Source organism: Isoptericola sp. F-RaC21 (assembly GCF_038593535.1).
Classification (GTDB): domain Bacteria; phylum Actinomycetota; class Actinomycetes; order Actinomycetales; family Cellulomonadaceae; genus Isoptericola.
In genome coordinates this window covers 13614-38741 of sequence record NZ_JBCFYX010000004.1, presented here as the reverse complement: position 1 = coordinate 38741, position 25128 = coordinate 13614, and the positions used below count along the sequence as shown (strand labels likewise).

The following is a 25128-nucleotide window of genomic DNA, read 5'->3' as shown; positions in this document are numbered from 1 at the left end:
TCAGCGGAGGCGGGACAGGACGGCGTCGGTGAGGTCGGCGACGTCGTCCACCAGCGCGACGGCGCCGGCGTGCTCCAGCTCGCCGGGGGCGGCGTACCCCCAGGTGACGCCGACGCAGCCGATGCCGTGCTCGGCGGCGCCGTGCACGTCGTGCTCGCGGTCGCCGACCATGAGGGCGGGGCCGTCGGCCGGGTCCACGGGCGAGGTGCGGCCCAGCGCGGCCAGCGCCTTGGCGATGACGTCGGCCTTGGTGGACGTGCCCTCGTCGAGCGGCGCGCCGAAGACGCCGTCGACCAGGTCCGTGAGGCCGAAGCGGTCGCAGATGGGCTTCGCGTAGACCTCGGGCTTGGACGTCGCGACGGCGAGCGTGCAGCCGGCGGCCCGCAGCGCGCGCAGCACCTCGGGGATGCCGTCGAACACGCGGTTGTCGTACATGCCGCCCGCCGCGAAGACCTCGCGGTAGGCGCGCACCGCCTCGTCGACGCGCTCGGCGGGGACGCCGTGCGCGGGGAAGGAGTCCGTGATCGGCGGGCCGACGAACGAGCGCAGCGTGGCGTCGTCCGGCACGGGCAGGCCGAGGGCGCCGTAGGCGTGCCGGATGCCCGCGACGATGCCGGGGGCGGAGTCGGTGAGCGTGCCGTCGAGGTCGAGCAGGACGAGCGGGGCGGGGGAGCGGGTCACCTCGGCAGGGTACGTGCCGGGGTGACCCGCCGGCCTCGGCGCCCGGACGTCAGACGGCGCGGGCGTGCGCCACCAGGCGGTCGAACGCCGCGTCGAGGCCGGGGTCGACCTGCTGGGCCTCGGGGTGCGCGTCGTGCCAGGCGACCTGCTCGACGGCGGCCTGGTCGTAGGTGATCGTGGTGCCGAACTCGGGCACGAGCGCGCGCAGCTTGGCGCAGTCGAAGACCATCGAGTGGGCCTTGTCGCCCAGCAGGCCGGGCCCGACGTCGGGCAGCACGCGGGCGATCGTCTCGGACGCCACGTGCACGAGCTCGGGCTCGTCCACCCCCGCGGCCGCCGCGAGCCACCGGTAGACCTGGTCCCACGTAGGGGCGTGGGACCCCATGATCTGGAACGTGTCGCCGATGGCCGCCGGGTGCCCGAGCAGGCCCACGAACCCGACCGCGAAGTCCTCGGTGTGGGTCAGCGTCCACAGCGACGTGCCGTCGCCGTGCACGACGACGGGCTTCCCGGCGCGCAGCCGCGCGACGTCGGTCCAGCCGCCGGTGGTCGGGAGCACCGTGCGGTCGTAGGTGTGCGACGGGCGCACGATCGTCGCGGGGAAGCCGTGGTCCCGCCAGGCGCGCACGAGGACGTCCTCGCCGGCGATCTTGTCGCGCGAGTACTGCCAGAACGGGTTGCGCAGCGGCGTGGACTCGGTGACCGGCAGCCGCTCGGGCGGCGTCTGGTAGGCCGACGCCGACGAGACGAACACGTACTGGCCCACCCGCCCCGTGAAGCGCTCGACGTCGTGCGCCACGTGGTCCGGCCGGAACGCCCGGAACTGCGCGACGACGTCGAAGTCCCGGCCCGCGATCGCGGCGTCGACGGCGTCGTCGTCGGTCACGTCCGCCACCAGCGTCTCGACCTCCGGCGGGAGCGGCCGGGTGCTCGACCTCCCGCGGTTGAGGACCGTGACCCGGTGACCCAGGCCGACGGCGCGGGTGACGCTCGCGGCGCTGATGATGCCGGAGCCGCCGATGAACAGGACGTCCAGGGGAGTGCGGTTGCTCATGGGCCCATCGTGCCCGCCGTCGCCCCCGCCCCGCTGCGGACGGCGCCGCGGGTTGACAGCCGGTACCCGCAACTGGTTCCGTACAACAGAACTCAGTTCCGTGTGACGGACCATTGGTAGGACAGAGGGCATCGAGGATGCCCGGCTCGACGAGGAGCAGAAAGGAGGGGCGATGAGGCTCAGACAGCTGGCCGCAGCAGGGTCGGCGGCGCTCGTGGCGGTCGCGCTGACCGCCTGCGGCGCGGGATTCACGACCGCGGCGGCGGGGGACACGGCGTCCGAGGGCGCGGGCGCACCGGAGGCGGAGCGCGTCTTCAAGGTGGCCTTCAACCAGAACGCCGACCAGCCGGAGGCCGTGGCGCTCACCCACCTGGGGGAGCGGCTCGCGGAGCGGACGGACGGCCGGTACTCGGTGGAGGTCTACCCGAACGAGACGCTCGGCGCGCAGAAGGACACCGTGGAGCTGGTGCAGTCCGGCGCGGTCGACCTGGCCCTGGTGGCGGGGTCGCTCCTGGAGAACATCAACCCGGACTTCGTGGCGCTGAACATGCCGTACGTCTACGACTCGCAGGCGCACCAGGAGGCCGTGCTCAACGACCCCGCGATCACCGGCGACCTGTACCACTCGCTCGAGGAGCAGAACATCCGCGTGCTCGGCGGGTTCTCGGCCGGCGTGCGCAGCGTCTACACCTCGGCGCACCCGATCGAGAAGCCGGAGGACCTCGCCGGCCTCAAGATCCGCGTCATGGAGACCGACACCAACAGCCGGATGATGGACCTCATGGGCGGCGTCGGCACGCCCATGGGCCAGGGCGAGGTGTACACCGCGATCCAGTCCGGCGTCATCGACGGCGGCGAGAACAACGAGTCGATCTACCGGAACCTCAAGCACGACGAGGTGGCGCCGTACTACTCGTACACCAACCACCTCATGATCCCGGACTACCTCATCACCAACCCGGCCACCTTCGACTCGATGTCCGAGGCCGACCGCGCGGTGTTCCTCGAGGAGCTCGAGGCGGCCTACGACGAGTCGAGCCGCCTCACGACCGAGGTCATGACCCAGAGCCAGCAGGCCGCCGAGGAGGCCGGCGCCGAGTTCAACTCGCCCGACGTCGAGCCGTTCCGCGAGGCCGTCGAGCCCCTGCTCGACGAGAAGCTCACCACGCCCGCGGCCCGCGAGCTCTACGACCGGACCCGCGCCGTGGCGGAGCAGATGGCGGACCAGCCGGCGGACACGACGGAGGGCGACCGATGACCCACGTCAAGAACGCCCTCGACGTCACGCTCCGCTGGCTGTGCGTGCTGCTGCTGGCGGCGCTGGTGCTGGTCGTGGCGTGGCAGGTCTTCACGCGCCAGGTGCTGTCGGCGCCCAGCGTGTGGTCCGAGGAGCTCGCGAAGTACCTGTTCGTGTGGCTCAGCTTCTTCGGCACCGCGCTGGTCTTCGGCGAGCGCGGCCACATCGCCGTCGACTTCCTCGTGCGCCGGGCGCCCGAGCACCTGCAGCGCGCGGCCGCCGTGCTGAGCCAGGTCGTGACGTTCGCGTTCGCCGCGCTGGTGCTCGTCTACGGCGGCTGGCAGCTCTCGCAGCTCACCTGGACGCAGGACGTGCCCAGCCTCCCGCTGATGGTCGGCTGGCTCTACCTGGTGCTCCCGGTCTCGGGCGTGCTCGTGCTCTTCTACACCGTCTACCACCTGGTGGCCGTCGTGCGTGGCGTGGAGAACGCCACCACCGACGGCGAGCCGGACGCAGTCTGAGGGGGCTCACATGGAGGTGGCAGCAATCGCCGGGCTGGTCCTGATCGTCGGGATCGTCGCCCTCCTCGCGCTCGGGATCCCGATCTCGGTGGCCGTCGGCACGTCGTCGGCGCTCGCCGCGATCACGGTGCTCGGCTTCGAGAACGGGCTCCTCACGTCCGCGCAGCAGATGTTCCGCGGCGTCAACAACTTCTCCCTGCTGGCGATCCCGTTCTTCGTGCTCGCCGGCGTGATCATGAACAACGGCGGGATCGCGCTGCGGCTCGTCAACTTCGCGAAGATGCTGGTGGGCCGTGCTCCCGGGTCGCTCGCCCAGACGAACGTCGCGGCCAACGCGATGTTCGGCGCGGTCTCCGGCTCGGCCGTCGCGTCGGTCGCCGCCGTCGGCTCGACGATGGGCCCGCTGCAGGCCAAGGAGGGCTACCCGCGGGACTTCGCGGCGGCGACCAACATCGCGTCCGCGCCGTCGGGCATGATCATTCCGCCGAGCAACCTGATGATCGTGTACTCGCTCGTGTCGAGCACGTCGGTCGCGGCGCTGTTCGTCGCCGGGTACGTGCCGGGCATCCTGTGGGCCGCGGTCTGCATGGCGATCGTGCACGTGTACGCCCGCAAGCGCCCCGAGCTGCGCGTCACGGAGAAGCTGTCGGCGGCGGCGCGGCTCCGGGTCGCGGGCCAGGCCGTGCCCGCGCTCCTGCTGATCGTCATCGTCATCGGCGGCATCCTGGCCGGGATCTTCACGCCCACCGAGGCGTCCTGCATCGCCGTCCTGTACTCGCTGGTCCTGTCGTTCGTCTACCGGTCGATCAAGGTCCGCGACCTGGGCGAGATCCTGCTCGACTCCGGCCGCACGACGGCGATCGTCATGTTCCTCGTCGGGGTGTCGGCGGTGATGTCGTGGGTCATGTCGTTCGCGCAGATCCCGCAGATGGTGACCGACGCCCTGCTGACCGTGAGCACCAACCCGTACGTCCTGATCGTGCTGATCGTCGTGCTGCTGCTGGTCATCGGGTGTTTCATGGACCCGACGCCGGCGGTGCTGATCTTCGCGCCGATCTTCCTGCCCGTGGTCACGGCGTTCGGCATGGACCCGGTCCACTTCGGGATCTTCATGGTCCTCGCGCTGTCGATCGGCACGATCACCCCGCCCGTCGGGCCCGTCCTGTTCGTCGGTGCGAAGGTGTCGGGCATGTCTATCGAGAGCGTCATGCGACGCCTCCTGCCGTTCTTCGTCGGCCTGGTGGTCCTGCTGCTCGTCGTGGCCATGACGCCGGCCCTCTCGCTCTGGCTGCCCGGGCTGCTCGGGCTCGCCTGACGTCCCACCGCCCACCACCGATTCGGAGGCTTTCATGGAACAGCGCTACGCCACCGCCCCGGAGCAGATCCCGGGCATGACCACCCAGGACCTGCGGGACCGCTACCTCGTGCCCGACCTGTTCGTCGACGACGAGATCCGCACCGTCTACACGCACCACGACCGCGTGGTGCTCGGCGGGATCAGCCCGGTGTCCGCGCCGCTGAGCCTGCGCGGCTACCCGGAGATCCGCTCGGAGCGGTTCTTCGACCACCGCGAGGCCGGCATCGTCAACGTGGGCGGCCCCGGCACCATCACCGTGGACGGCACGGAGCACCGGCTCGCGCACGGCGCGTGCCTCTACGTCGGGCGCGGCGCGGCGGACGTCGTCCTCGCGTCCGACGACGCCGCGGGGGAGGCCGGGCCCGCCCGGTTCTACCTCTTCTCCGCGCCGGCGCACACGGCGTACCCGACCACGCTGGTGGAGCCCGGGCAGGGCACGGTCCGCGAGCTCGGCGACCAGGTCACGTCCAACCGGCGCACGCTCAACCAGTACATCCACTCCAGCGGCGTGCAGTCGTGCCAGGTGGTCATGGGCGTCACGACGCTGCACCCGGGCAGCATGTGGAACACCATGCCGGCCCACACCCACGACCGACGCACGGAGTGCTACCTGTACTTCGACCTGCCGGCCGAGGCGCGCGTCGTGCACCTGCTGGGCGAGCCCACCGAGACGCGGCACATGGTCGTCGCGGACCGCGAGGCGATCATCTCGCCCAGCTGGTCGGTGCACTCCGGCGTCGGCACCGCCGCATACTCCTTCGTGTGGGCGATGGCCGGCGAGAACCAGGCGTTCGACGACATGGACGGGTTCGACGTCGCCACCATGCGCTGACGAGCATGCGCCGACGGGGCGCCGACGACGCGCGGAGCGCGGGGACGAGGAGGAACGGTCGATGAGCGAGGCGACGACGGCCAGCGAGAAGACGCTGCTGGTGCTCGAGGCGGCGATGACGCACGGGCGCTTCAGCGAGATCGTGGCGGCGGTGGACCTGCCCAAGGCGACGGTGCACCGCATCCTCGCCACGCTCGTCGACTGGGACTTCATCCGCGTCGCCGAGGGCGGCACGCACGTGCCCGGCCCGAAGATCCTGTCGCTGGCCGGGGCCGCGTACGACCGGGTGGACGTCTCGACGATCGTGCAGCCGTACGTGGACGACCTCGTGCGACGCGTGCAGTGCACGGTGCACGTCGGCGTGCGCAGCGGCGACGAGATCATCTACCTGGTCCGCACGGACTCCGACAAGCCGTACCGGATGCCGTCGCGCGTCGGGGCGTCGATCCCGCTGCACACCTCGGCGATCGGCAAGTCCATCCTGGCGCGGCTCGACGACGACGCCGTCGAGCGCTTCGTCAACCGCGCGGGCCTGCCGCGGCGCACCGCGCGCAGCATCGCGACCCTGGAGGACCTGCGCGCCGAGCTCGACGACATCCGGCGCGACGGGTACGCGTTCGACCGCGAGGAGAACGTGCCCGGCGTCGTCTGCATCGGCACCGCCGTGCGCGACCACTCCGGGCACTCCAACTACGGCCTGTCGATCTCCTCGCTCGCCCTCGAGCACACCGAGAGCCAGCTCGCCGCGATGGCGGACGACCTGCACAAGACGGCCGCCGACATCACCCACGCCCTCGGGGGCGACCGGTAGGGCCCAGCGCCCGCCAGCCCCCGGGCACGACGAAGGAACGAGACACGTGAGCACCACCAGCACCGACCGACCGACCGAGCTCGACCCGGCCGTGGCCCGGCTGTTCAGCCTCGAGGGCCGCACCGCGGCCGTGACGGGCGCCAGCAAGGGCATCGGCCTCGCGATCGCGACGCTCCTGGCCCGCGCCGGCGCCGACGTGATCGGCGTCAGCACGACGATGCCGGACGGCGACTCGGACGCCCGCCGCGCGGTCGAGGCCGCCGGCCGCCGGTTCACCCCGGTGGCGACCGACCTGTCCGACCGGGACGCCGTCGCCGTCCTGGCCGCGACGCTCGTCGAGCGCGAGGTGGACGTGCTGGTCAACAACGGCGGGACCATCCGCCGCGCCCCGGCGACCGAGCACCCGGACGCCGACTTCGACCACGTGCTCGAGGTGAACCTGCGCTCCGCGTGGACCCTCTCGCGCGAGGTCGGCCGCGCCATGGTGGCCCGCGGGCACGGCAAGATCATCGGCACCGCGTCGATGCTGAGCTTCCAGGGCGGCGTCAACGTGCCGGGGTACACGGCGTCGAAGTCGGCGCTCGCCGGCCTGACCAAGGCGCTCGCCAACGAGTGGGCCGGCCGCGGCGTCAACGTCAACGCCGTCGCCCCCGGGTACGTGGCCACCGCGAACACCGGTGCGCTGCGCGCCGACGAGGACCGCAACGCCGAGATCCTCGCGCGCATCCCCGCCGGCCGCTGGGCCACTCCGGAGGACATCGCCGGGGCGGTGCTGTACCTGGCCTCGCCCGCGTCGGACTACGTGCACGGCGCGATCATCCCCGTCGACGGCGGCTGGCTGGCCCGATAGCCGAGGGTGACGTAGCGATCTCCCCTGGTTCCCCGCCGGGAACCGGGGGAGATCGCTACGTCGACGGGATGGTGAGGCCGGTGGGCAGCACCGCGGGAAGCAGCTCGCGCAGCGCGGCGACGCGGGCGTCGCGGGCCGGGCCGGTCATCCGCTCGACGGGTGCGGTGATGCTGACAGCCGCGACCGGGCGGCCCGCGCGCAGCAGCGCGACGGCGACGCACGCGATGCCGGGCTCGTTCTCCTCGGTCTCGGTGGCGTAGCCGCGCTCCCGTGCGGACGCGAGGGCCGCGCGCAGCGTGGCGTCGGGCTCGCCGTCGCGCCCGGGGTCGGTGTCCGGGTCGGCGGCCAGGAGCGCCCGGCCGAGCGCTGTCGTCGCGACCGGGATGCGCCGTCCGACGGCGGACCACACGCGCAGCGGTCGCTGCGGCTCCACCTTGTCGAGGTAGACGACCTCCTGGCCGGCGAGGGTGCCGAGGTGCACCAGCTCGTCGACCTCGTCGCGCAGCGCCTCCAGGGCGGGGCGCAGCAGGCCGGGCAGGTTGTCCTCGGCGAGGTATGCGGCGCCGAGGGAGAGCACCGCGGGCCCCAGGGTGTAGGCGCCGTCGGACCGCTGGTCGGCGTAGCCGCGGTGCCGCAGCGCGGCGAGCGTGCGGTGCAGCGTCGACTTGTTGGCCCCCACCTCGGCGGCGAGGTCGGCGAGCGCGACGCCGCCCGCTCCGGCGCGGGCGAGGGCGTCGAGCGTGAGCAGGGCCTTGTCCACGCTGCCAAGTGGGCTGGGGGGTTGGGTCATCGCACCGGGTCCTCTATGGTGTTCCGTAGTGAACAACGTGCGTTCACCATAGCGAAACGGAGCCAGGATGTCTTCCCCCTCGACCCCGGCCGGCGACGTCGTCGCCGCGCTCGGCGCCCACCGCCTCGTGCCCGTCGTCGTGGTCGACGGCGCCGAGCAGGGCGCCCGTCTCGCCGACGCGCTCGTCGCCGGCGGCCTGCCCGTCGCCGAGATCACGCTGCGCACCGCCGGCGGCATCGACGCGATCCGCGCGGTGGCGCAGACCCAGCCCGACGTCGTCGTGGGTGCGGGCACCGTCACCACCGTCGACCAGGTCGACGCCGTCGTCGACGCCGGCGCGCGCTACATCGTGTCGCCCGGGCTGTCGGCCGCCGTCGTGCGCCGCGCCCAGGAGCACGGCGTGCCGATCCTGCCGGGCGTCGCCACGCCCAGCGAGATCATGGCCGCGCTCGACCTCGGCATCGACGTCGTCAAGCTCTTCCCCGCGTCCGTGGTCGGCGGCCCCGCCGCGATCAAGGCGTTCTCCGCGCCGTTCCCGGGCCTGCGCTTCGTCCCGACCGGCGGCGTGAGCGCCGCCAACCTCGGCGACTACCTCGGGCTGGCCCCGGTGCTCGCTGTCGGCGGCTCGTGGATGGTCGAGAAGTCGCTCGTGACCGCCGGCGACTGGGCCGAGATCACCCGCCGCACCGCCGAGGCCGTCGCCCTCGCCGCTCCCGCCGCCTCGAAGGAGAAGTGACCGGCATGACGAACCCCTCCATCACCACCCGCCCGGCCGCCGAGTGCCGGTACGACGTCGTCGCGCTCGGCGAGGTCATGCTGCGCCTCGACCCGGGCGACCGCCGCGTGCGCACCACCCGCTCCTTCGACGTCTGGGAGGGCGGCGGCGAGTACAACGTGGCCCGCGGCCTGCGCCGCGCGTTCGGGCTGCGCGGCGCGATCGTCACCGCGCTCGCCGACAACGAGGTGGGCCGCCTCGTCGAGGACTTCATGCTCACCGGCGGCCTCGACACCTCCTGGGTGCAGTGGCGCGAGTACGACGGCATCGGCCGCAGCGTGCGCAACGGTCTCAACTTCACCGAGCGCGGCTTCGGCGTGCGCGGCGCGGTCGGCGTGAGCGACCGCGGCAACACCGCGATCGCGCAGATGAAGCCGGAGGACGTCGACTGGGACGCGCTGTTCGGCTCGGGCGTGCGCTGGCTGCACACCGGGGGCATCTTCGCCGCCCTCTCGGAGTCCGCCGCCGACGTGGCGGAGGCGGCCATGACCGCGGCCAAGAAGCACGGCACGATCGTGTCCTACGACCTCAACTACCGACCGTCCCTGTGGAAGGGCATCGGCGGCGTCGAGCGGGCGCGCGAGGTCAACCGCCGTCTGGCGCACCACGTCGACGTGATGATCGGCAACGAGGAGGACTTCACCGCCTCCCTCGGCTTCGAGGTGGAGGGCGTGGACGAGAACCTCACCGACCTCGACACCGGCGCATTCCGCGCCATGATCGGCACGGCCGCCGAGGCGTACCCGAACTTCCAGGTCATCGCGACGACCCTGCGCGGCGTGAAGAGCGCGTCCGTCAACGACTGGGGCGCCATCGCCTGGTCGCGGGCCGAGGGCTTCGTCGAGGCCACGCACCGCGCGGACCTGGAGATCTTCGACCGTGTGGGCGGCGGCGACTCCTTCGCCTCCGGCCTCGCCTACGGGCTCATGGAGCTCGACTCGCTGCAGCAGGCCGTCGAGTACGGCGCCGCGCACGGCGCCCTGGCCATGACCACGCCCGGCGACACGACGACGGCGACCCTCGCCGAGGTCGCCAAGCTCGCCGGCGGCGGCAGCGCGCGCGTCCAGCGCTGACGCCGAGGTAGTGCAGATCCCCGCGAGGTAGTTCAGAAATCGCCGAGGTAGTTCGCATCATCGCGAGGTAGTCGACTACCTCGCGAAATCTCGAACTACCTCGGCGATTTCTGAACTACCTCGCGGGGCCCGGAACTACCTCGCGGGGACCAGAACTACCTCGGCGGGGGAGCGGTCGACTCCCGGACGACGAGCGCGGTGGCGAGGTTGATGCGACGGGCCATCGGCGCCTCGCCGCGGGCGAGGTCGAGCAGCAGTCGGGTGGCGGTGGTCGCCATCTCCTGTAGCGGCTGGCGCACGGTCGTCAGCGCGGGCGCGGTCCAGGTCGCCAGCGGCAGGTCGTCGTACCCGACGACGGACAGGTCGCGGGGCACGGAGATGCCGCGCTCCTGCGCGGCCCGCAGCAGGCCGATGCCCTGCATGTCCGACCCGGCGAAGACGGCGGTCGGTCGCTCGGGCAGGTCGAGCAGCTCGCTGCCGGACCGGTAGCCCGACTCCACCTCGAAGTTGCCCGACCGCACCAGCGCGGCGTCGAAGCCGATCCCGGCCTCCTCCAGCGCGGTGCGGTAGCCGTCGAGGCGGGCGCGGCTGCACAGCATGTTGCCGGGCCCCGAGATGGCGGCGATGCGCCGGTGCCCCAGCTCCAGCAGGTGCCGCGTCGCCGCGAGGCCGCCGCTCCAGTTGTCCGACCCGACCGTCGGCACGTCGGGCGGCGGCTCTCCGTCGGTGTCGATGACGACGTACGGGATGCCCCGCGTGGTGAGGCGCGGCCGCTGCGCCGCGCTGAGGCTGGCCGCGACGAGGAGCACGCCCAGGGGCGGGCGGGAGAGCGTCGTCTCGAGCCAGGTGGCCGGTGGGCGGTGCTCGCCGCCCAGCTCGGACAGGATGACGCTCACGCCCGCCGCCGCGGCGGCGTCCTCCACGCCGCGGATGATCTCGGTGGACCAGGCCGAGCCGACGCGGTGGAAGACGAGGTCGACCAGGCCGGCGCCGACCGGTGGGGCCACGGCGCGCCGGCGACGGTAGCGGTGCCGCTCGAGCGCGGCCTCCACGCGGTCGCGGGTGGCCGGCGCGACGTCGGTCCGGCCGTTGAGGACCTTGGAGACGGTGGGCGCCGACACGCCGAGCTCCCGAGCGATCTCGGCGATCGTCGGCGTCGGGCCCTGCGGGGTGGGGGTGCTCATCGTCCGTCCTGTCGTCGCGCGTCGTCGCGCTCGTTCCGTGCGATCGACCGCAAGTTTCGGCTCGACCGTACACGACGTCGACGGTGATCCTGGTGGTCCGAGGCGCCGTGATCAGACCGTGATCGGCGGGGTGCTTGACCGTCACCGAAGGCTCCCCCTACTCTCGGCGGCAGTTGGAGAACGTTTTCAACGCCGAAACTTTCGGATCGCCGGCGCGAGGTTGCGGCCGGTGGACCGCACGACGACGTGACGGGCTGGGGGATCCATGGCGCAGGGCGCAGGGACGGTGGCGACCGTCCCACCGATCGACGACGCACCACCGGCACCACCGCCTCGGGGCGAGCCGCGGCCGGCCCGGCGCGGGCGGGTCACGTGGCGCCAGGCGCTGCGCAAGGACTGGCGGCTGTACTCGTTCGTCGTCCTGCCGGTGCTGTTCTTCCTGATCTTCAAGTACGTGCCGATGATCGGGAACGTCATCGCGTTCCGCCGGTTCCGTCCGGGCGGCAGCCCGCTGGGCGACGAGTGGGTCGGCTTCTACTACTTCGACATGTTCATCCACAACCAGCAGTTCTGGCAGGTGTTCGGGAACACCGTCGCGCTCGGGCTGCTGACGCTGGTGGTCTGCTTCCCGCTGCCGATCGTGCTCGCGCTCATGCTCAACGAGCTGCGCTCGCGGCGGTTCAAGAAGATCGTGCAGACGATCTCGTACCTGCCGCACTTCATGTCGATCGTCATCGTCGCGGGCCTCGTGCTGCAGCTCACCGCCGTGAACGGCACGGTCAACCAGATCATCGAGGCCTTCGGCGGTGACGCGGTCGCGTTCATGCAGCAGCCGGGATGGTTCCGCAGCATCTACGTGAGCTCCGAGGTCTGGCAGACCGTCGGCTGGGGCACGATCCTCTATCTCGCCGCCCTGACGACGGTCGACGACCAGCTCTACGAGGCCGCGCGGATCGACGGCGCGAACCGGTGGCAGCAGACCTGGCACATCACCCTGCCGGGCATCCGCCCCACCATGATGGTGCTGCTCATCCTCAACATCGGCTCCTTCATGGCGGTCGGGTTCGAGAAGGTCCTGCTGCTGCAGAACCCGCTGATCTACTCCACGGCCGACGTCATCTCGACGTACCTGTACCGGGTGGGCATCCAGTCGGCGCAGTTCTCGTACGGCGCGGCGATCGGCCTCTTCGAGGCGCTCATCGGCCTGGTCCTCGTCCTCTCCGCGAACTATGCGTCGCGCCGCCTGGTGGGAGCCTCGCTGTGGTGATCGAAACGTCGACCCCCGACCTCGCCGCGGTCCGCAGCGAGCCGACCACGGTCAAGGACACCGCCGGGTACCGGACGTTCCGGGTCGTGAACCTCGTCGCGCTGCTGATCGTCTGCGCGGTGACGCTCTACCCGTTCCTCAACCTCGTGGCGAAGGCGTTCTCCTCGGAGGGGTACATCTCCGCCGGCGAGGTGAACCTGCTGCCCCGCGGCTTCAACGTGGAGACGTTCGGCGTCGTCATGGGCGACGCGATGTTCTGGATCAACTACAAGAACACGGTCGTGTACACCGTGGTGGGCACGTTCATCTCGATGGCGCTCACCACGCCGTACGCCTACGCGCTGAGCCGGCGGCACCTCAAGGGGCGCAACCTCTTCATCGGGATCGCCGTGTTCACGATGTTCTTCAGCGGCGGCCTGATCCCGAACTACATCCTCGTCGCGGACGTGCTCAACATGCGCAACAGCATGTGGGCGATCGTGCTGCCGGGCGCCATCTCGGTGTTCAACCTGCTGGTGATGAAGTCGTTCTTCGAGAACTTCCCGGCCGAGCTCGAGGAGGCCGCGGCGATCGACGGCCTCACCACCTACGGCGTCTTCGGCCGGATCGTGCTGCCCCTGTCCAAGGCCGTGCTCGCCACGATGACGCTGTTCTACGCGGTGAGCATGTGGAACTCGTGGTTCAGCGCCTTCCTGTACCTGGACCAGAAGGAGCTGTTCCCGGTCACCGTCTACCTGCGCAACCTCATCGCCGCGGCCTCGAACCCGGCGGCGGGGATCTCCGGCGCGGACACGGTGCAGATCGGCGCCAACATCCAGTCCGTGACGATGCTGCTCACCGTGCTGCCGATCATCTGCTTCTACCCCTTCATCCAGAGGTATTTCGTCTCCGGCGTGATGCTCGGCTCCGTCAAGGGCTGACGCGGTCGCCCTCACCCGTTCCCCGCACGTGTTCATCCCGAAGAGCGATGACGCTCGTCCCTGAGGAGATACGAACCATGAAGAGCACCCGCATGCGTGCGGCCCTGGCGGCCGTCACGCTGACCACGCTGGCCCTGGGCCTGGCCGCCTGCGGCAGCGACGGCGGCAGCGACGACGACGGCGGCGCGGGCGGCGCGGCGACCATCGACGCCGAGCACTCCGTCGGTGCGATGGACGACTTCGCCGTGGGTACCGACTTCAAGGCGACCGAGCCGGTGAAGCTCTCGCTCATGTACCGCGACATGCCCGACTACCCGGTGAAGGACGACTGGTCGGTCTTCGAGCACCTCGACGCCGACCGCAACGTCACGTTCGAGCGCACCGACATCCCGCTGGCGGACTGGGACCAGAAGAAGGCGCTGCTCATCGGCTCGGGCGAGGCCTCGGACCTCATGCCGGTGACGTATCCCGGCCAGGAGACGCAGTTCGTGTCCGGGGGCGCGATCCTGCCGGTCTCCGACTACCTCGACTACATGCCGAACTTCAAGGACAAGATCGAGAAGTGGGGCCTGCAGGAGGACCTCGACAACCTCCGGCAGGACGACGGGAAGTTCTACCTCCTGCCGGGCCTGCGGGAGAAGCCCGACGTCCAGTACTCGATCATGGTCAACGACGACATGTGGTCCAAGGCGGGGATCACCGAGGACCCGAAGACCTGGGACGAGTTCGGCGAGGACCTCACGAAGGTCCAGGAGGCCAACCCCGGCGTGAAGTACGCGTTCTCCGACCGCTGGAACGAGAACCCGAACCCGCTCGGATCGCTGCTCAACGTCATGGCGCCCAACTTCGACACCGCCGCCGGCTGGGGCTACAACAACGCGTACTACGACCAGGACGCCGGGAAGTACGAGCTGACCGGCACCACCGACGAGTACAAGGCGCTCCTCGGGACGATCCACGGCTGGGTGGACGCGGGCGTCATGGACCCGGAGATCACGCAGTCCGACGACCAGGCCAAGCAGAAGTTCGTCACCGGCGCGTCCGCGGCGGTCTCCGCCAACACGCAGGAGCTCACGACGTACCGCTCGGCCATCGCGGACGCCGGCAAGAAGTTCGACACCCGCATGCTCACCATCCCGGGCGGCCCGGCCGGGAGCAACCTGCCGTCCGGACGCTTCACGTCGGGCGTGATGATCTCCAGCGACGCCAAGGACAAGCCGTACTTCAAGGCGCTGCTGCAGTACGTGGACTGGCAGTACTTCTCGGACGAGGGCATGGAGTTCGCCCTGTTCGGCGTGGACGGCGAGACCTACACCCAGGGCTCCGACGGCACGCCCGCGCTGAAGGAGGACATCGGCTGGGGCCCGATGAACCCGGACGCGAAGAAGAAGCTGAACAAGGACTTCGGCTATAGCAACGGGGTCTTCCTGCTGGCCAACGGCTCCTCGCAGAAGCTCATCCAGGCGATGATGCCGCAGGAGATCAAGGACTGGACCACCACGGTGCTCGACTCGAAGACGATGCTGCCCGTCGCGCCGGCGGCCCGGCTCAACGAGATGGAGCTGGAGCAGAACACGCTGCTGGACACCCAGATCAAGGACGCCGTCGACTCCGCGACCGCCGCGTTCGTCACCGGCAAGACGTCGCTGGACGACTGGGACACCTACGTCTCCCAGATCGAGGGGCTGGGCTCCCAGCAGTTCGTCGACACCGTCAACGGCGCCCTGGCGCGCCAGGAGGGCTGAGCCCTGACCGTCGTCGTCCCCGACGCGCCCGCCGCCACGCTCTCCGACGCGTGGCGGCGGTGCGTCGGCACCGGCCGCCTCAACCTCGCCCTGCGCCAGGACCACCAGGAGTCGCTCGCCGTGGTGCAGCGGGAGATCGGGTTCCGGCACGTCCGCGGCCACGGCCTCCTGTCCGACGACGTCGGGATCCACCGCCCCTACGACACGGCAGGCCACCGCGGCACCCGGCACGCGTTCACGTACGCCGACCAGGTGATCGACGCGTGGCTGGCGCTCGGCGTCCGGCCGTTCCTCGAGCTCGGGTTCATGCCGTCGTCGCTCGCGTCGGGGGACCAGACGGTCTTCTGGTGGCAGGGCAACGTCACGCCGCCGCGCGACCACCGCGAGTGGGCGGCCCTCGTCCGGGCGGTGGTGCGGCACGCGATCGACCGCTACGGCCTCGAGGAGGTGCGGCGGTGGCCGATCGAGGTGTGGAACGAGCCGAACCTCGACATCTTCTGGCAGGGCGCGTCGCAGGAGGCGTACTTCCGGCTCTACGAGGTCACCGCGACGGCGGTGAAGGAGGTGGACGCCGACCTGCAGGTCGGCGGCCCGGCGATCTCGCCGGGCGCGGACGACTGGTGGGCGCCGTTCGCGGAGTTCGTCGAGCGCCGGGACGTGCCGGCGGACTTCGTGTCCTTCCACGCCTACACCACCGGGCCCGCGCAGGACGTGCCGTTCGGCACCTACCAGACGCTGCGACACCCGCGGAACCTGCTGGACCAGTTCGCCGCCCCGGCGAAGCTGCTGGCCGGCACGCGCCTGGAGGGGCTGCCCGCCCACGTCACCGAGTTCAGCACCAGCTATCGCCCGGACAACCCCGTGCACGACACGGCCTACCAGGCGGCCTCGCTCGCGCCGGTGCTCTCCGAGGGCGGCGACCTCGTGGACTCCTTCTCCTACTGGACGTTCTGCGACGTCTTCGAGGAGGTCGGCATCCCGACGTCCGTCTTCCACGGCGGCTTCGGGATGCTCGGGCACCGGCAGCTGCGCAAGCCCGTCTTCCACCTCTACGCGTTCATGGCCCGCATGGGCGCCGACGTCCTGCACCGCGGCGAGGACCACCTCGTGACGCGCGACGACGCCGGCCGCGTGACCGTGCTGGCCTGGCAGCCGGTGGGCGGCACCGCCGACGCCGACGAGCCCGACCGGCACGAGCTGCGCCTGCGCATCCCGGTCGGCGACGGGTCGTCGTCCCGCGCGTCGGTGCACCGCTCGCGCGTGAACGACGACGAGGGCAACGCGTTCAGCGCGTGGCGCCACCTGGGCCGCCCGGCGTCGCCCACCGCGCGCCAGCTCGACCTGCTGCACGAGGCGTCGGAGCCGGGACGCTCGCACACCTCGCTCGAGGTGACGGGCGGCCGGGTCGACCTGGCGCTCACGCTCGCCCGGCACGAGGTGACGCTGGTCGAGATCGACCCGGTGCGCGACGAGACGCCGTCCTGGCTCGACGACGCACGCATCCTCGGTCGTGGGCACGGCCGCGCCGGGGAGGGGTCCTGATGGCGGCGGCGGCCGGGGTGCCCCGCGAGTTCGGGGACGGCGTGCTGGGCCGGATCACGGCGCGGGTGTACTGGTACCTGGTGGTGGGCGTGCTCGTGGCGCTCGGCTGCGTGCCCACCCTCGTGCTGCTCGCGCTGCTGGACCGGTCCACGGGCAACGCGCTGCTGGTGCCGCTGTGCCTGGTCCCGGCGGCGCCCTTCCTCGCCGCGGGGGTCTTCGCGCTGCACGCGCGCGCCGGGGCCGACGAGCCCGCCCCCGCGAAGGCGTTCGCGCGCGGACTGCGGCTGGGCTGGCTCGACGTGCTCCGGTTGTGGGTACCGGCGTCCGCGGCGCTCGGCGTGGTCGCGACGTCGGTCGTGCACCGTGAGGCGGCGGGCATCTCCGTGATGTACGCCGTCGTGCTCGGCGTCCTCGGCGCCGTCGTGCTGCTCTGGGCGGTGCAGGCGCTGGTCCTCGCGTCCCTGTTCTCGTTCCGGGCCCGCGACGTGGCCCGGCTGTCGGTCTACTACCTCGGCCGCCGGCCGGGCGCGACACTCGGCCTGCTCGCGCTCGTCGTGGTGGCCGGCGGCGTCGTGTGGCTGGCGGGCGAGGCCGTGCTCGCCGTCGTCGCCGTCGTCTGGCTCGCCTTCCTGCTGCGGGCCGCGCAGCCCGTCCTCGACGACGTCCGCGCGCGCTTCGTCGCCTGACATCCGCATCCCGCACCGTCCCGGAGGAACGTCCGTGCCTGCCACACCGTCCGCTCAGCTGCCCGCCGGTCAGAAGGTCCGCTACGGCGGGGACTACAACCCCGAGCAGTGGCCGCGCCAGGTGTGGGAGGCCGACCACGCGGCGTTCGACCTGGCGTCGATCGACACGGTGACGCTCAACGTCTTCTCCTGGGCGACGCTGCAGCCCGACGAGGACACGTACGACTTCGCGCTGCTCGACGCCGTCGTCGAGCGCACGGTGGCCGCGGGCCGCGACATCGTGCTCGCGACGTCCACCGGGGCGCTGCCGCCGTGGCTCGCCCACCGCCACCCGGAGGTGGAGCGCACCGACTTCTCCGGCCGGCGGCACGTGTACGGGCAGCGGCACAACGCGTGCCCCAGCTCGCCGGTGTACCGGCGGCTGTCCGCGGAGCTGGCGGGTCGGCTCGCCGAGCGGTACGCGGGCACGCCGGGGCTGGTCGCGTGGCACGTGGGCAACGAGTACGGCGGGTTCGACGGCGGCTGCTGGTGCGACCTGTGCGCCGCGGGGTTCCGGGAATGGCTGCGGGAGAGGTACGGCAGCCTGGAGCGGCTCAACGACGCGTGGAACGCGGCGTTCTGGTCGCACACGTTCACCGACTGGGAGCAGGTCGTGCCGCCCAACATGCTCAGCGAGCACTGGCGCGGCCCCGACCACACCGCGTTCCAGGGCATCACGCTGGACTACCGGCGGTTCATGTCCGACGCGATGCTGGCGAGCTTCCGCGACGAGAAGGCGCGGATCCGCGAGCACGACGCGACGACGCCCGTGACCACGAACTTCATGGGCATGTTCCGGCCGATCGACTACCACCGCTGGTCGGACGACCTGGACTTCGCGTCGTGGGACAACTACCCGCCCGGGCCGCGCGAGCACGCCCGCACGGCGCTGGCCCACGACGTCATGCGCGGGCTCAAGGACGGCGCGCCGTTCTGGGTGATGGAGCAGACGCCGACCATCACCGCGTCGCGGGACGTCAACCCCGTGAAGCGGCCGGGCGTGCTGCGGCTGTGGTCGTGGCAGGCGGTCGCGCACGGCGCCGACGCGGTCCTGTACTTCCAGATGCGGCAGTCGAAGGGGGCGTGCGAGAAGTACCACGGCGCCGTCCTCGACCACGCCGGCCGCACGGACACCCGGGCGTTCCGCGAGGTCGCGGCGCTCGGGGCCGAGCTCGACGCGCTGGGCGACGCCGTCCTGGGGGCCCGCACGCCGGCGCGGGTCGCGCTGCTCTTCGACTGGGACTCCTGGTGGGCCGCCGAGATGACCGACGGCTTCAACCGGCACGCCCGCTACGTCGACACCGTGCTCGCCTACTACCGCGCGCTGTGGCAGGCGGGCGCCCAGGTGGACGTCGTGCCCGCCACCGCCAACCTGGACCGCTACGACGTGGTGCTCGCGCCGATGCTGCACGTGCTCAAGGGCGACGTCGCCGACCGGCTCGAGGGCGTCGTCGCGCGCGGGGGCTCGGTGCTCGCGTCGTACTGGTCGGGCCGCGCCGACGAGGACGCGAACGCGTTCCTCATGGACGCCCCGGGCCCGCTCGGCCGGCTGTTCGGCGTCCGCGTCGAGGAGACGGACTCCGCCGAGCCGGGCGTCACCAACCCGGTCACGCTGGTCGAGCCTGTCGAGACCTCGGTTCCTGGATCTCGACAGGCTCAGTCAGCGATTCCGTCGGTCGAGCCCGTCGAGACCCGGTCCGACGCCGCGCTCGTGTTCGAGGTGCTCGTGCCGGAGGGCGCCGACGTCGTCGGGACGTACGGCGCCGAGTTCTACGCGGGCACGCCGGCGGTGACGCGGCACCGGCCGGGTGGTCGCGACGGCGACGAGCGCGGTGGTGAAGCGTGGTACGTCGCGACCGCGCTCGACGACGCGGGCGTCGCCTGGGTGGTGCGGCGCGTCCTCGACCGGCACGGACTGGTCGGTCCGTACGCCGACGCGCCGGACGTCGAGCTCGCCGTCCGTGAGAACGCCGGCGGCCGGTACGCCTTCGTCCTGAACCATGCGACGTGGCCGGTCGACGTCGCGGCGCACGCCTCGGGCACGGACCTGCTCACCGGCCGCCGCGTCGAGGCGGGGGAGGCCCTCCGCCTGGAGCCGACCGACGTCGTCCTCCTGCGCGAGGACCCGCCGAGGTAGTCAGGATCCCCGCGAGGTAGTTCCGGATCCCGCGAGGTAGTTCACAACCCCGCGAGGTAGTTCAGATTGCGGTGAGGTAGTTCGAACTACCTCACCGCAATCTGAACTACCTCGCGAAAGTACGGACTACCTCGCGGAGGTTCGGACTACCTCGCGGCGCCGGTGACGGTGTCGCCGCTGCGCGTGACGGTGTAGTCCACGGTGTCGCCGCTCCAGAAGTGGAACGTCAGCGAGACGGGCGCGCCGTCGGGCAGGGTGGCGAGGTAGTCCGGGCGCAGCAGGACGGCGCCGGCCTCCTCGTCGGGGGCGAACGACGCGTCGAACTCCTGGAACGGCGTCCAGCTCTGCGGTCCGACCGGCTGCCCGGCGGCGTCGACGGAGGCCATGGTGGCCAGGCGGTCGCCGCGGAACTGCGTCGGGATCGACACCCCCTCGGCCACGGAGCCCATGGCGTCGGAGAGCACCGGGGTGTCCGCTGCGATCACGTGGATCCGCCACGGCATGCCCGCGGAGAAGCGCGCCTCCAGGGTGGCGTGCTCGCCGTGCGACCCGTCGCCGATCAGGCGCTCGAGGTACGCGGCCGACAGCGTCAGCTCGTCGCCGGCGACGGCGGCGTCCTCGGTCGCGACCGGCTCGCCGTCGAGGAACAGCCCCTCGATCGTGGTTCCGTGCGGTTCGAGCGTGACCGTCTGCGGGGCGACGTCGCCGGGCCGCACGAACACCTGGTCGGTGGACGCCGTGCCCGACCGGGTGGTCCAGCTCGAGGAGACGTGTGCCCACAGCTCGGGGTCGCTCCACGTGAACCCGGTGCGGTCGAGGTGCTGCCCGTTGTCCCAGAGCATGGTCGTGACGCCGGCCTCCCGCGCCTGGTGGCCGAGCTCCTCGAAGAACTTCAGCTTCTCGCCCTGCTCGATGGTGCCCGTGTGCCGGTCGAAGCCGAGCAGGCCGTACTCGCCGAGGATCACGGGGATGCCCCGGTCGACGAACGTGTCGCGCACGCGGTCGAACGTGCCGGTCATGTCGGCGCGGGCGTCGGCGTCGAAGCGGGTGCCGCCCGCGACGTTCACGCTGAACGGCCAGTAGCCGTAGTAGTGCACGGTCGCCGCGAGGTGCGGGTCGTCGAGCGCCGCGATGGTCGAGGCGAGCGCGTCCAGCCGCTCCTGCCCCGCGTTGGTGTGCAGGGTGGGCAGCACGAGCACGCGGTCGGCGTTGCCGCCGCCGGACGCGCGCACCACCTCGTGGAACACGGTGTTGAGGTCGTCGAGCAGCACGTCGCCCTGCGCGTCCTCCACGTCCGCGAACTGCGGCTCGTTGAGGCTCTCGAAGAGCAGCCGGTCGGAGTGGTCGCGGAAGCGCTCGGCGAGCTGCTCCCACGTGGCGCGGAAGCGGTCGCGCACGGTGTCGGGGTCGGAGGACATCGCGTTCGCCCAGATCCACGAGTCGTGGTGGACGTCGAGCAGCACGTACAGGTCCTCGGCCAGCGCCTGGTCGACGACCTCCTCGACGCGGTCGAGGTAGTCCGCCTCGATGGCGTAGTCCGGGGCGCCGCCCTGGTGGTCGTCCCAGGTGACGGGGACGCGGACGCTGCGGAACCCCTCGTCCTTGACGGCGGCGAGCAGCTCCGGCGTGACGCGCGGGTTGCCCCAGGCGGTCTCGTCCGGGCCCACCGAGTCGAGCGAGTTGCCGAGGTTCCAGCCGGGCTGCATCGCGGCCACCGTCGCGGCCGCGCCGTCGGCGCGATGGGGGTGCGCGGGGTGAGCGGGGTGCTGCGGGTGTGCCGGCGCGGCGCCGGCCGGGGCGGCGAGCCCGGCGGTCAGCGCCAGCCCCGCCGCGAGGGCGGCGAGCGTCGTCCTGAGCGGTCGTTTCACGGTGGTGCCCTTCGTCGCGCACGGGTGGTGGACGTCGCGCCCGACGACGGGAGGCGGCGACGCCGTCGCACGCGGCATCGTCGCGCACCCGGGCGTCGAAGCGCTTCGACGACCCTCGCGGAGGCGGCGGTGCCTGTCAAGGAGGTGAAACGTTCCGGATCCGGCGCCGGACGCCGTCGGCCGCCGTCAGGTCGCGGCGAGCGCGTCGTACTGCGCGCGCCGGTCGAGCACCGCGTCCATGTGGTCCTGCGCCCACGCCCGCAGCAGCCGGGTCGTGCCGTGCAGGGACGCACCGAGGTCGGTGAGCTCGTAGGAGACCGTCACCGGCACCGTCGGCACCACCGTGCGCGTCACCAGCCCGTCCCGCTCGAGGGACCGCAGCGTCTGCGTGAGCATCTTCTGGCTGACGCCGGCGATGAGACGGGACAGCTCGGAGTAGCGCATCGCGCGCGGCGCGCCCGCGCCGGCGGACCCCTCCCCGCCGAGCGCGCAGAGGACCAGGACCACCCACTTGTCGGAGAGCCGGTCGAGCAGCTGCCGGCTGGGGCACGCCGCCAGGAACGCGTCGTACTCGACCTTCGCCCGGGCGCGCCGCTCGGCCGCCGGCATCGTCGTCATCTCGTCTCCCTCGCCGTTCGCCTCTCGCGCCTTCGTCCTCACACGGGGAGCAACGCACTCTCAGGTGCCTACTTCCTCAAGGAGAGGATGCCACCAAGACTGGAGGCCGGTGCGCGCCACGCCACCGGTCCCACGACGAGAGGCACCCTGATGACCACGACGACCCCCACGCATCCCGGCGGCACCTGGACCCTCGGCGACCGCGCCGTCCCGAGGGTGGGTTACGGCGCCATGCAGCTCGCCGGGCCCGGCGTCATGGGACCGCCTCGAGACCCCGACGAGGCGGTCGCGGTGCTGCGGGAGGCCGTCGCGCTGGGCGTGACGCACCTCGACACCAGCGCCGCCTACGGCCCGCAGGTGACCAACCGGCTGATCCGCGAGGCGCTCCACCCGTACCCCGACCAGCTGCTGGTCGCCACCAAGGTCGGCGCACGCCGCGACGCCGCCGGCGGCTGGCCCACCGCGCGGCGTCCGGAGGAGCTGCGCGCCCAGGTCCTGGAGAACCTCGAGAGCCTCGGGGTCGACGCCCTCGACCTCGTCTACCTGCGCATGGGCGACGCGACCGGCCCGCACGAGGGGTCGCTCGCCGAGGCGTTCGAGACGCTCGCCGGGCTCCGGCAGCAGGGTCTGGTCCGTCACCTCGGGGTCAGCAACGTCACCGCCGGGCAGGTGGCCGAGGCCCGCGCGATCGCGCCGGTCGTGGCCGTGCAGAACATGTTCCACCTCGCCCACCGCGGCGACGACGACCTCGTGGACCGGCTCGCCGACGACGGCATCGCGTTCGTCCCGTTCTTCCCGCTCGGCGGGTTCACGCCGCTCCAGTCCGAGACACTCTCCAAGGTGGCCGCCGCGGCGGGCACGACGCCGACGGCGGTCGCGCTCGCCTGGCTCCTGCACCGGTCCCCGAACGTGCTGGTCATCCCGGGCACGTCGAGCCGGGCGCACCTGCGGGAGAACGTCGCGGCCGCCGGCCTCCACCTCAGCGCCGAGCAGCTGGCCGACCTCGACGCGATCGGACGACGCTCCACCCTTCCGCCCGGCCGCGCCTAGGCTCGACCCGTGCCGGAACAGCGCCAGCGCCGCGTCGCCGTCCTCGTGCTGGAGGGCGCCAAGCCGCTCGATGTCGGCATCCCCGCGCAGGTCTTCACGACGCGCCCGAGCATGCCCTACGAGGTGCGGGCCTGCGCCGCGGCGCCCGGGCCGGTCGCCGGCGGCGACGGGCTCTCCTACCACCTGGACCACGGCCTCGAGGCGCTGGCCTGGGCCGACGTCGTGTTCCTCCCCGGATACCGCCACCCGGACCGCGACGACCCGCCGCCCGCCGTCGTCGACGCCCTGCTGGCGGCGCACGACCGCGGTGCGCGGCTGGCCGCCATCTCGACCGGGGCCTTCGCGCTCGCGGCGACCGGGTTGCTCGACGGCCGGCGCGCCACGACGCACTGGCACTACACGCGCGCGCTGGCGGCCAAGCACCCGCGGGTGCGGGTGGACGAGAACGTGCTGTTCGTCGACGAGGGCAGCGTGCTCACGTCGGCGGGCGCGGCGTCGGGCATCGACCTGTGCCTGCACGTGCTGCGCGGCGACCTGGGCGTCGCGGCGTCGAACCACGCCGCGCGCCGGCTGGTCGCGGCCCCGTACCGCAGCGGCGGCCAGGCGCAGTACGTGCCGCGCAGCGTGCCGGAGCCGCTGGGCGAGCGCTTCGCGGCCACGCGGGAGTGGGCGCTGCACCACCTGACCGACGACCTGACCCTCGAGGCCCTGGCCCGGCACGCCGCCGTCTCGCCGCGGACCTTCTCGCGCCGGTTCGCCGACGACACCGGGTACACGCCGATGGCGTGGGTGCTGCGTGCCCGCGTCGACGTGGCGCGCGAGCTGCTGGAGCGCTCGGAGCGCAGCGTCGAGCAGATCGCCGCCGACGTCGGCCTCGGGACGGGCGCCAACCTGCGCGGGCACTTCCGGCGCATCCTCGGCACCACGCCCAGCGAGTACCGGCGCACCTTCGCCCGCGGGGAGTGAGCGCGCGGCCGCCGAGGGAGAACCGGGGTGGCGAGATCCTTGCGGACCGTGGCGCGCGCGCCGGTGTCCCGGTCGTGCGCGGGCGGCGAGCCTGGTGGGCGACACGAGAGGAAGTGATCGTCCCATGACCCGCATCGCCATCAACGGGTTCGGCCGCATCGGCCGCAACGTGCTGCGCGCGCTGCTCGAGCGCGACAGCGACCTGGAGCTCGTCGCCGTCAACGACCTCACCGCGCCCGCGGCCCTCGCCCGCCTCCTCGCCTTCGACAGCACGGCCGGGCGGCTGGGCCGCCCGGTCACGGCCGAGGACGACGCCATCGTGGTCGACGGGCACCGCATCGCGGTGCTCGCGGAGCGCGAGCCCGCCGCGCTGCCCTGGCGCGACCTGGGCGTCGACGTCGTGCTCGAGTCGACGGGCCGCTTCACGTCCGCCGACGCGGCGCGCGCCCACCTCGACGCCGGGGCGCGCAAGGTGCTCGTGAGCGCGCCGTCCGCCGGGGCCGACGTCACGCTCGCCCCCGGCGTCAACACGGACGCCTACGACCCGGCGGCGCACACCATCGTCTCCAACGCGTCGTGCACCACCAACGCGCTCGCCCCGCTCGCGTCCGTGCTCGACGACCTCGCCGGGATCGAGCACGGGTTCATGACCACCGTGCACGCCTACACCCAGGAGCAGAACCTCCAGGACGCCCCCCACCGAGATCCCCGCCGGGCCCGCGCCGCCGCCGTGAACATCGTGCCGACCACGACCGGCGCCGCCAAGGCGATCGGGCTGGTGCTGCCCCGCCTCGACGGCCGGCTCTCGGGCGACTCGATCCGCGTCCCGGTACCCGTGGGCTCGATCGTCGAGCTCAACGCCGCCGTCGCGCGGGACGTGACGCGCGACGACGTGCTCGCCGCCTACCGGCAGGCCGCGGAGGGCCGGCTGGCCGGGGTCCTCGAGTACTCCGAGGACCCGCTGGTCTCGTCGGACATCACCGGCAACCCGGCGTCGTCCGTCTTCGACTCGCTGCTGACGCGCGTCGACGGCCGGCACGTGAAGGTCGTGGCCTGGTACGACAACGAGTGGGGCTTCTCCCACCGCGTCGTCGACACGCTCGAGCTGCTCGCCGCCGGCTGACC

The 25128-nt window shown here is 72.3% G+C and carries 23 protein-coding genes; 17 read left to right on the top strand and 6 right to left on the bottom strand.

From position 1 onward, the window contains the following. Entirely contained in the window at nt 1-681 is a 681-nt protein-coding gene (locus tag AAG589_RS14985; protein WP_430568078.1) for an HAD hydrolase-like protein, read from the bottom strand. A 49-nt stretch (nt 682-730) separates the two neighbouring features. Then, on the bottom strand, nt 731-1735 hold the full coding sequence (locus tag AAG589_RS14980) for an NAD-dependent epimerase/dehydratase family protein (protein WP_430568077.1): 1005 nt from the start codon (nt 1733-1735) through the stop codon (nt 731-733). 172 nt (nt 1736-1907) lie between these two features. On the opposite strand from AAG589_RS14980, the gene AAG589_RS14975 reads away from it, so the two are divergent. The 6 genes from AAG589_RS14975 to AAG589_RS14950 all read left to right on the top strand — a co-directional run bounded on the left by AAG589_RS14975 (nt 1908) and on the right by AAG589_RS14950 (nt 7343). Further along, nucleotides 1908-2993 (top strand): TRAP transporter substrate-binding protein, encoded by a 1086-nt coding sequence (locus AAG589_RS14975; protein ID WP_430568076.1) that lies wholly within the window; start codon nt 1908-1910, stop codon nt 2991-2993. Further along, nucleotides 2990-3493, top strand: coding sequence for a TRAP transporter small permease (locus AAG589_RS14970; RefSeq protein ID WP_430568075.1), 504 nt, complete (start codon nt 2990-2992; stop codon nt 3491-3493). The genes AAG589_RS14975 and AAG589_RS14970 overlap by 4 nt, the downstream gene beginning before the upstream one ends. Before the next feature lie 10 nt (nt 3494-3503). Further along, nucleotides 3504-4808, top strand: a complete 1305-nt coding sequence (locus AAG589_RS14965; protein ID WP_430568074.1) for a TRAP transporter large permease — start codon at nt 3504-3506, stop codon at nt 4806-4808. A 34-nt stretch (nt 4809-4842) separates the two neighbouring features. Next, nucleotides 4843-5682 (top strand): 5-dehydro-4-deoxy-D-glucuronate isomerase, encoded by an 840-nt coding sequence (gene kduI, locus AAG589_RS14960; RefSeq protein WP_430568073.1) that lies wholly within the window; start codon nt 4843-4845, stop codon nt 5680-5682. Nucleotides 5683-5743: 61 nt separating this feature from the next. After that, nucleotides 5744-6493 carry an IclR family transcriptional regulator gene (locus AAG589_RS14955; RefSeq protein WP_430568072.1) on the top strand — a complete coding sequence of 250 codons (750 nt, stop codon included), beginning with the start codon at nt 5744-5746 and terminating at the stop codon, nt 6491-6493. A gap of 46 nt (nt 6494-6539) precedes the next feature. Beyond that, nucleotides 6540-7343, top strand: a complete 804-nt coding sequence (locus tag AAG589_RS14950; RefSeq protein WP_430568071.1) for an SDR family oxidoreductase — start codon at nt 6540-6542, stop codon at nt 7341-7343. A gap of 55 nt (nt 7344-7398) precedes the next feature. Here AAG589_RS14950 and AAG589_RS14945 read toward each other — a convergent pair whose 3' ends face one another. Continuing rightward, nucleotides 7399-8133, bottom strand: a complete 735-nt coding sequence (locus tag AAG589_RS14945; RefSeq protein ID WP_430568070.1) for an IclR family transcriptional regulator — start codon at nt 8131-8133, stop codon at nt 7399-7401. Nucleotides 8134-8200: 67 nt separating this feature from the next. Here AAG589_RS14945 and eda point away from each other — a divergent pair, with 67 nt between their 5' ends. Then, nucleotides 8201-8869, top strand: coding sequence for a bifunctional 4-hydroxy-2-oxoglutarate aldolase/2-dehydro-3-deoxy-phosphogluconate aldolase (gene eda, locus AAG589_RS14940; protein WP_430568069.1), 669 nt, complete (start codon nt 8201-8203; stop codon nt 8867-8869). A gap of 5 nt (nt 8870-8874) precedes the next feature. Continuing rightward, nucleotides 8875-9981 carry a sugar kinase gene (locus AAG589_RS14935; RefSeq protein ID WP_430568068.1) on the top strand — a complete coding sequence of 369 codons (1107 nt, stop codon included), beginning with the start codon at nt 8875-8877 and terminating at the stop codon, nt 9979-9981. Between the two features lie 155 nt (nt 9982-10136). On the opposite strand, the gene AAG589_RS14930 is transcribed toward AAG589_RS14935, so the two are convergent. Beyond that, nucleotides 10137-11165 (bottom strand): LacI family DNA-binding transcriptional regulator, encoded by a 1029-nt coding sequence (locus AAG589_RS14930; RefSeq protein WP_430568067.1) that lies wholly within the window; start codon nt 11163-11165, stop codon nt 10137-10139. Between the two features lie 265 nt (nt 11166-11430). Between AAG589_RS14930 and AAG589_RS14925 the strand changes: the two genes are divergently transcribed. The 6 genes from AAG589_RS14925 to AAG589_RS14900 all read left to right on the top strand — a co-directional run bounded on the left by AAG589_RS14925 (nt 11431) and on the right by AAG589_RS14900 (nt 19501). Continuing rightward, nucleotides 11431-12432 carry an ABC transporter permease gene (locus AAG589_RS14925; RefSeq protein ID WP_430568066.1) on the top strand — a complete coding sequence of 334 codons (1002 nt, stop codon included), beginning with the start codon at nt 11431-11433 and terminating at the stop codon, nt 12430-12432. Then, nucleotides 12429-13352, top strand: coding sequence for a carbohydrate ABC transporter permease (locus tag AAG589_RS14920; RefSeq protein ID WP_446719749.1), 924 nt, complete (start codon nt 12429-12431; stop codon nt 13350-13352). The genes AAG589_RS14925 and AAG589_RS14920 overlap by 4 nt, the downstream gene beginning before the upstream one ends. Nucleotides 13353-13429: 77 nt before the next feature. Then, complete coding sequence (locus AAG589_RS14915; RefSeq protein ID WP_430568064.1) at nt 13430-15097, top strand: ABC transporter substrate-binding protein; 1668 nt, start codon at nt 13430-13432, stop codon at nt 15095-15097. 3 nt (nt 15098-15100) lie between these two features. Continuing rightward, nucleotides 15101-16639: a GH39 family glycosyl hydrolase gene (locus AAG589_RS14910; protein ID WP_430568694.1), complete on the top strand. Its 1539-nt coding sequence runs from the start codon at nt 15101-15103 to the stop codon at nt 16637-16639. Next, on the top strand, nt 16639-17325 hold the full coding sequence (locus AAG589_RS14905; protein WP_430568063.1) for a glycosyltransferase: 687 nt from the start codon (nt 16639-16641) through the stop codon (nt 17323-17325). The genes AAG589_RS14910 and AAG589_RS14905 overlap by 1 nt, the downstream gene beginning before the upstream one ends. 34 nt (nt 17326-17359) lie before the next feature. Further along, nucleotides 17360-19501 carry a beta-galactosidase gene (locus tag AAG589_RS14900; RefSeq protein WP_430568062.1) on the top strand — a complete coding sequence of 714 codons (2142 nt, stop codon included), beginning with the start codon at nt 17360-17362 and terminating at the stop codon, nt 19499-19501. Between the two features lie 146 nt (nt 19502-19647). Here the strand turns inward: AAG589_RS14900 and AAG589_RS14895 are convergent, their stop codons facing one another. Both AAG589_RS14895 and AAG589_RS14890 read right to left on the bottom strand, forming a co-directional pair. After that, nucleotides 19648-21369, bottom strand: coding sequence for a cellulase family glycosylhydrolase (locus AAG589_RS14895; RefSeq protein ID WP_430568061.1), 1722 nt, complete (start codon nt 21367-21369; stop codon nt 19648-19650). 186 nt (nt 21370-21555) lie between these two features. After that, a complete protein-coding gene (locus AAG589_RS14890) occupies nt 21556-21987 on the bottom strand; it encodes a winged helix-turn-helix transcriptional regulator (protein ID WP_430568060.1) in 432 nt (143 codons plus the stop codon). Between the two features lie 150 nt (nt 21988-22137). On the opposite strand from AAG589_RS14890, the gene AAG589_RS14885 reads away from it, so the two are divergent. The 3 genes from AAG589_RS14885 to gap all read left to right on the top strand — a co-directional run bounded on the left by AAG589_RS14885 (nt 22138) and on the right by gap (nt 25126). Then, nucleotides 22138-23037, top strand: coding sequence for an oxidoreductase (locus AAG589_RS14885; RefSeq protein WP_430568059.1), 900 nt, complete (start codon nt 22138-22140; stop codon nt 23035-23037). A 9-nt stretch (nt 23038-23046) separates the two neighbouring features. Further along, nucleotides 23047-24003, top strand: a complete 957-nt coding sequence (locus tag AAG589_RS14880) for a GlxA family transcriptional regulator (RefSeq protein WP_430568058.1) — start codon at nt 23047-23049, stop codon at nt 24001-24003. A gap of 124 nt (nt 24004-24127) precedes the next feature. Continuing rightward, the gene (gene gap, locus AAG589_RS14875) at nt 24128-25126 is read left to right on the top strand and encodes a type I glyceraldehyde-3-phosphate dehydrogenase (RefSeq protein ID WP_430568057.1); all 999 of its coding nucleotides are present in this window, start codon (nt 24128-24130) and stop codon (nt 25124-25126) included. Nucleotides 25127-25128: the final 2 nt, after the last annotated feature.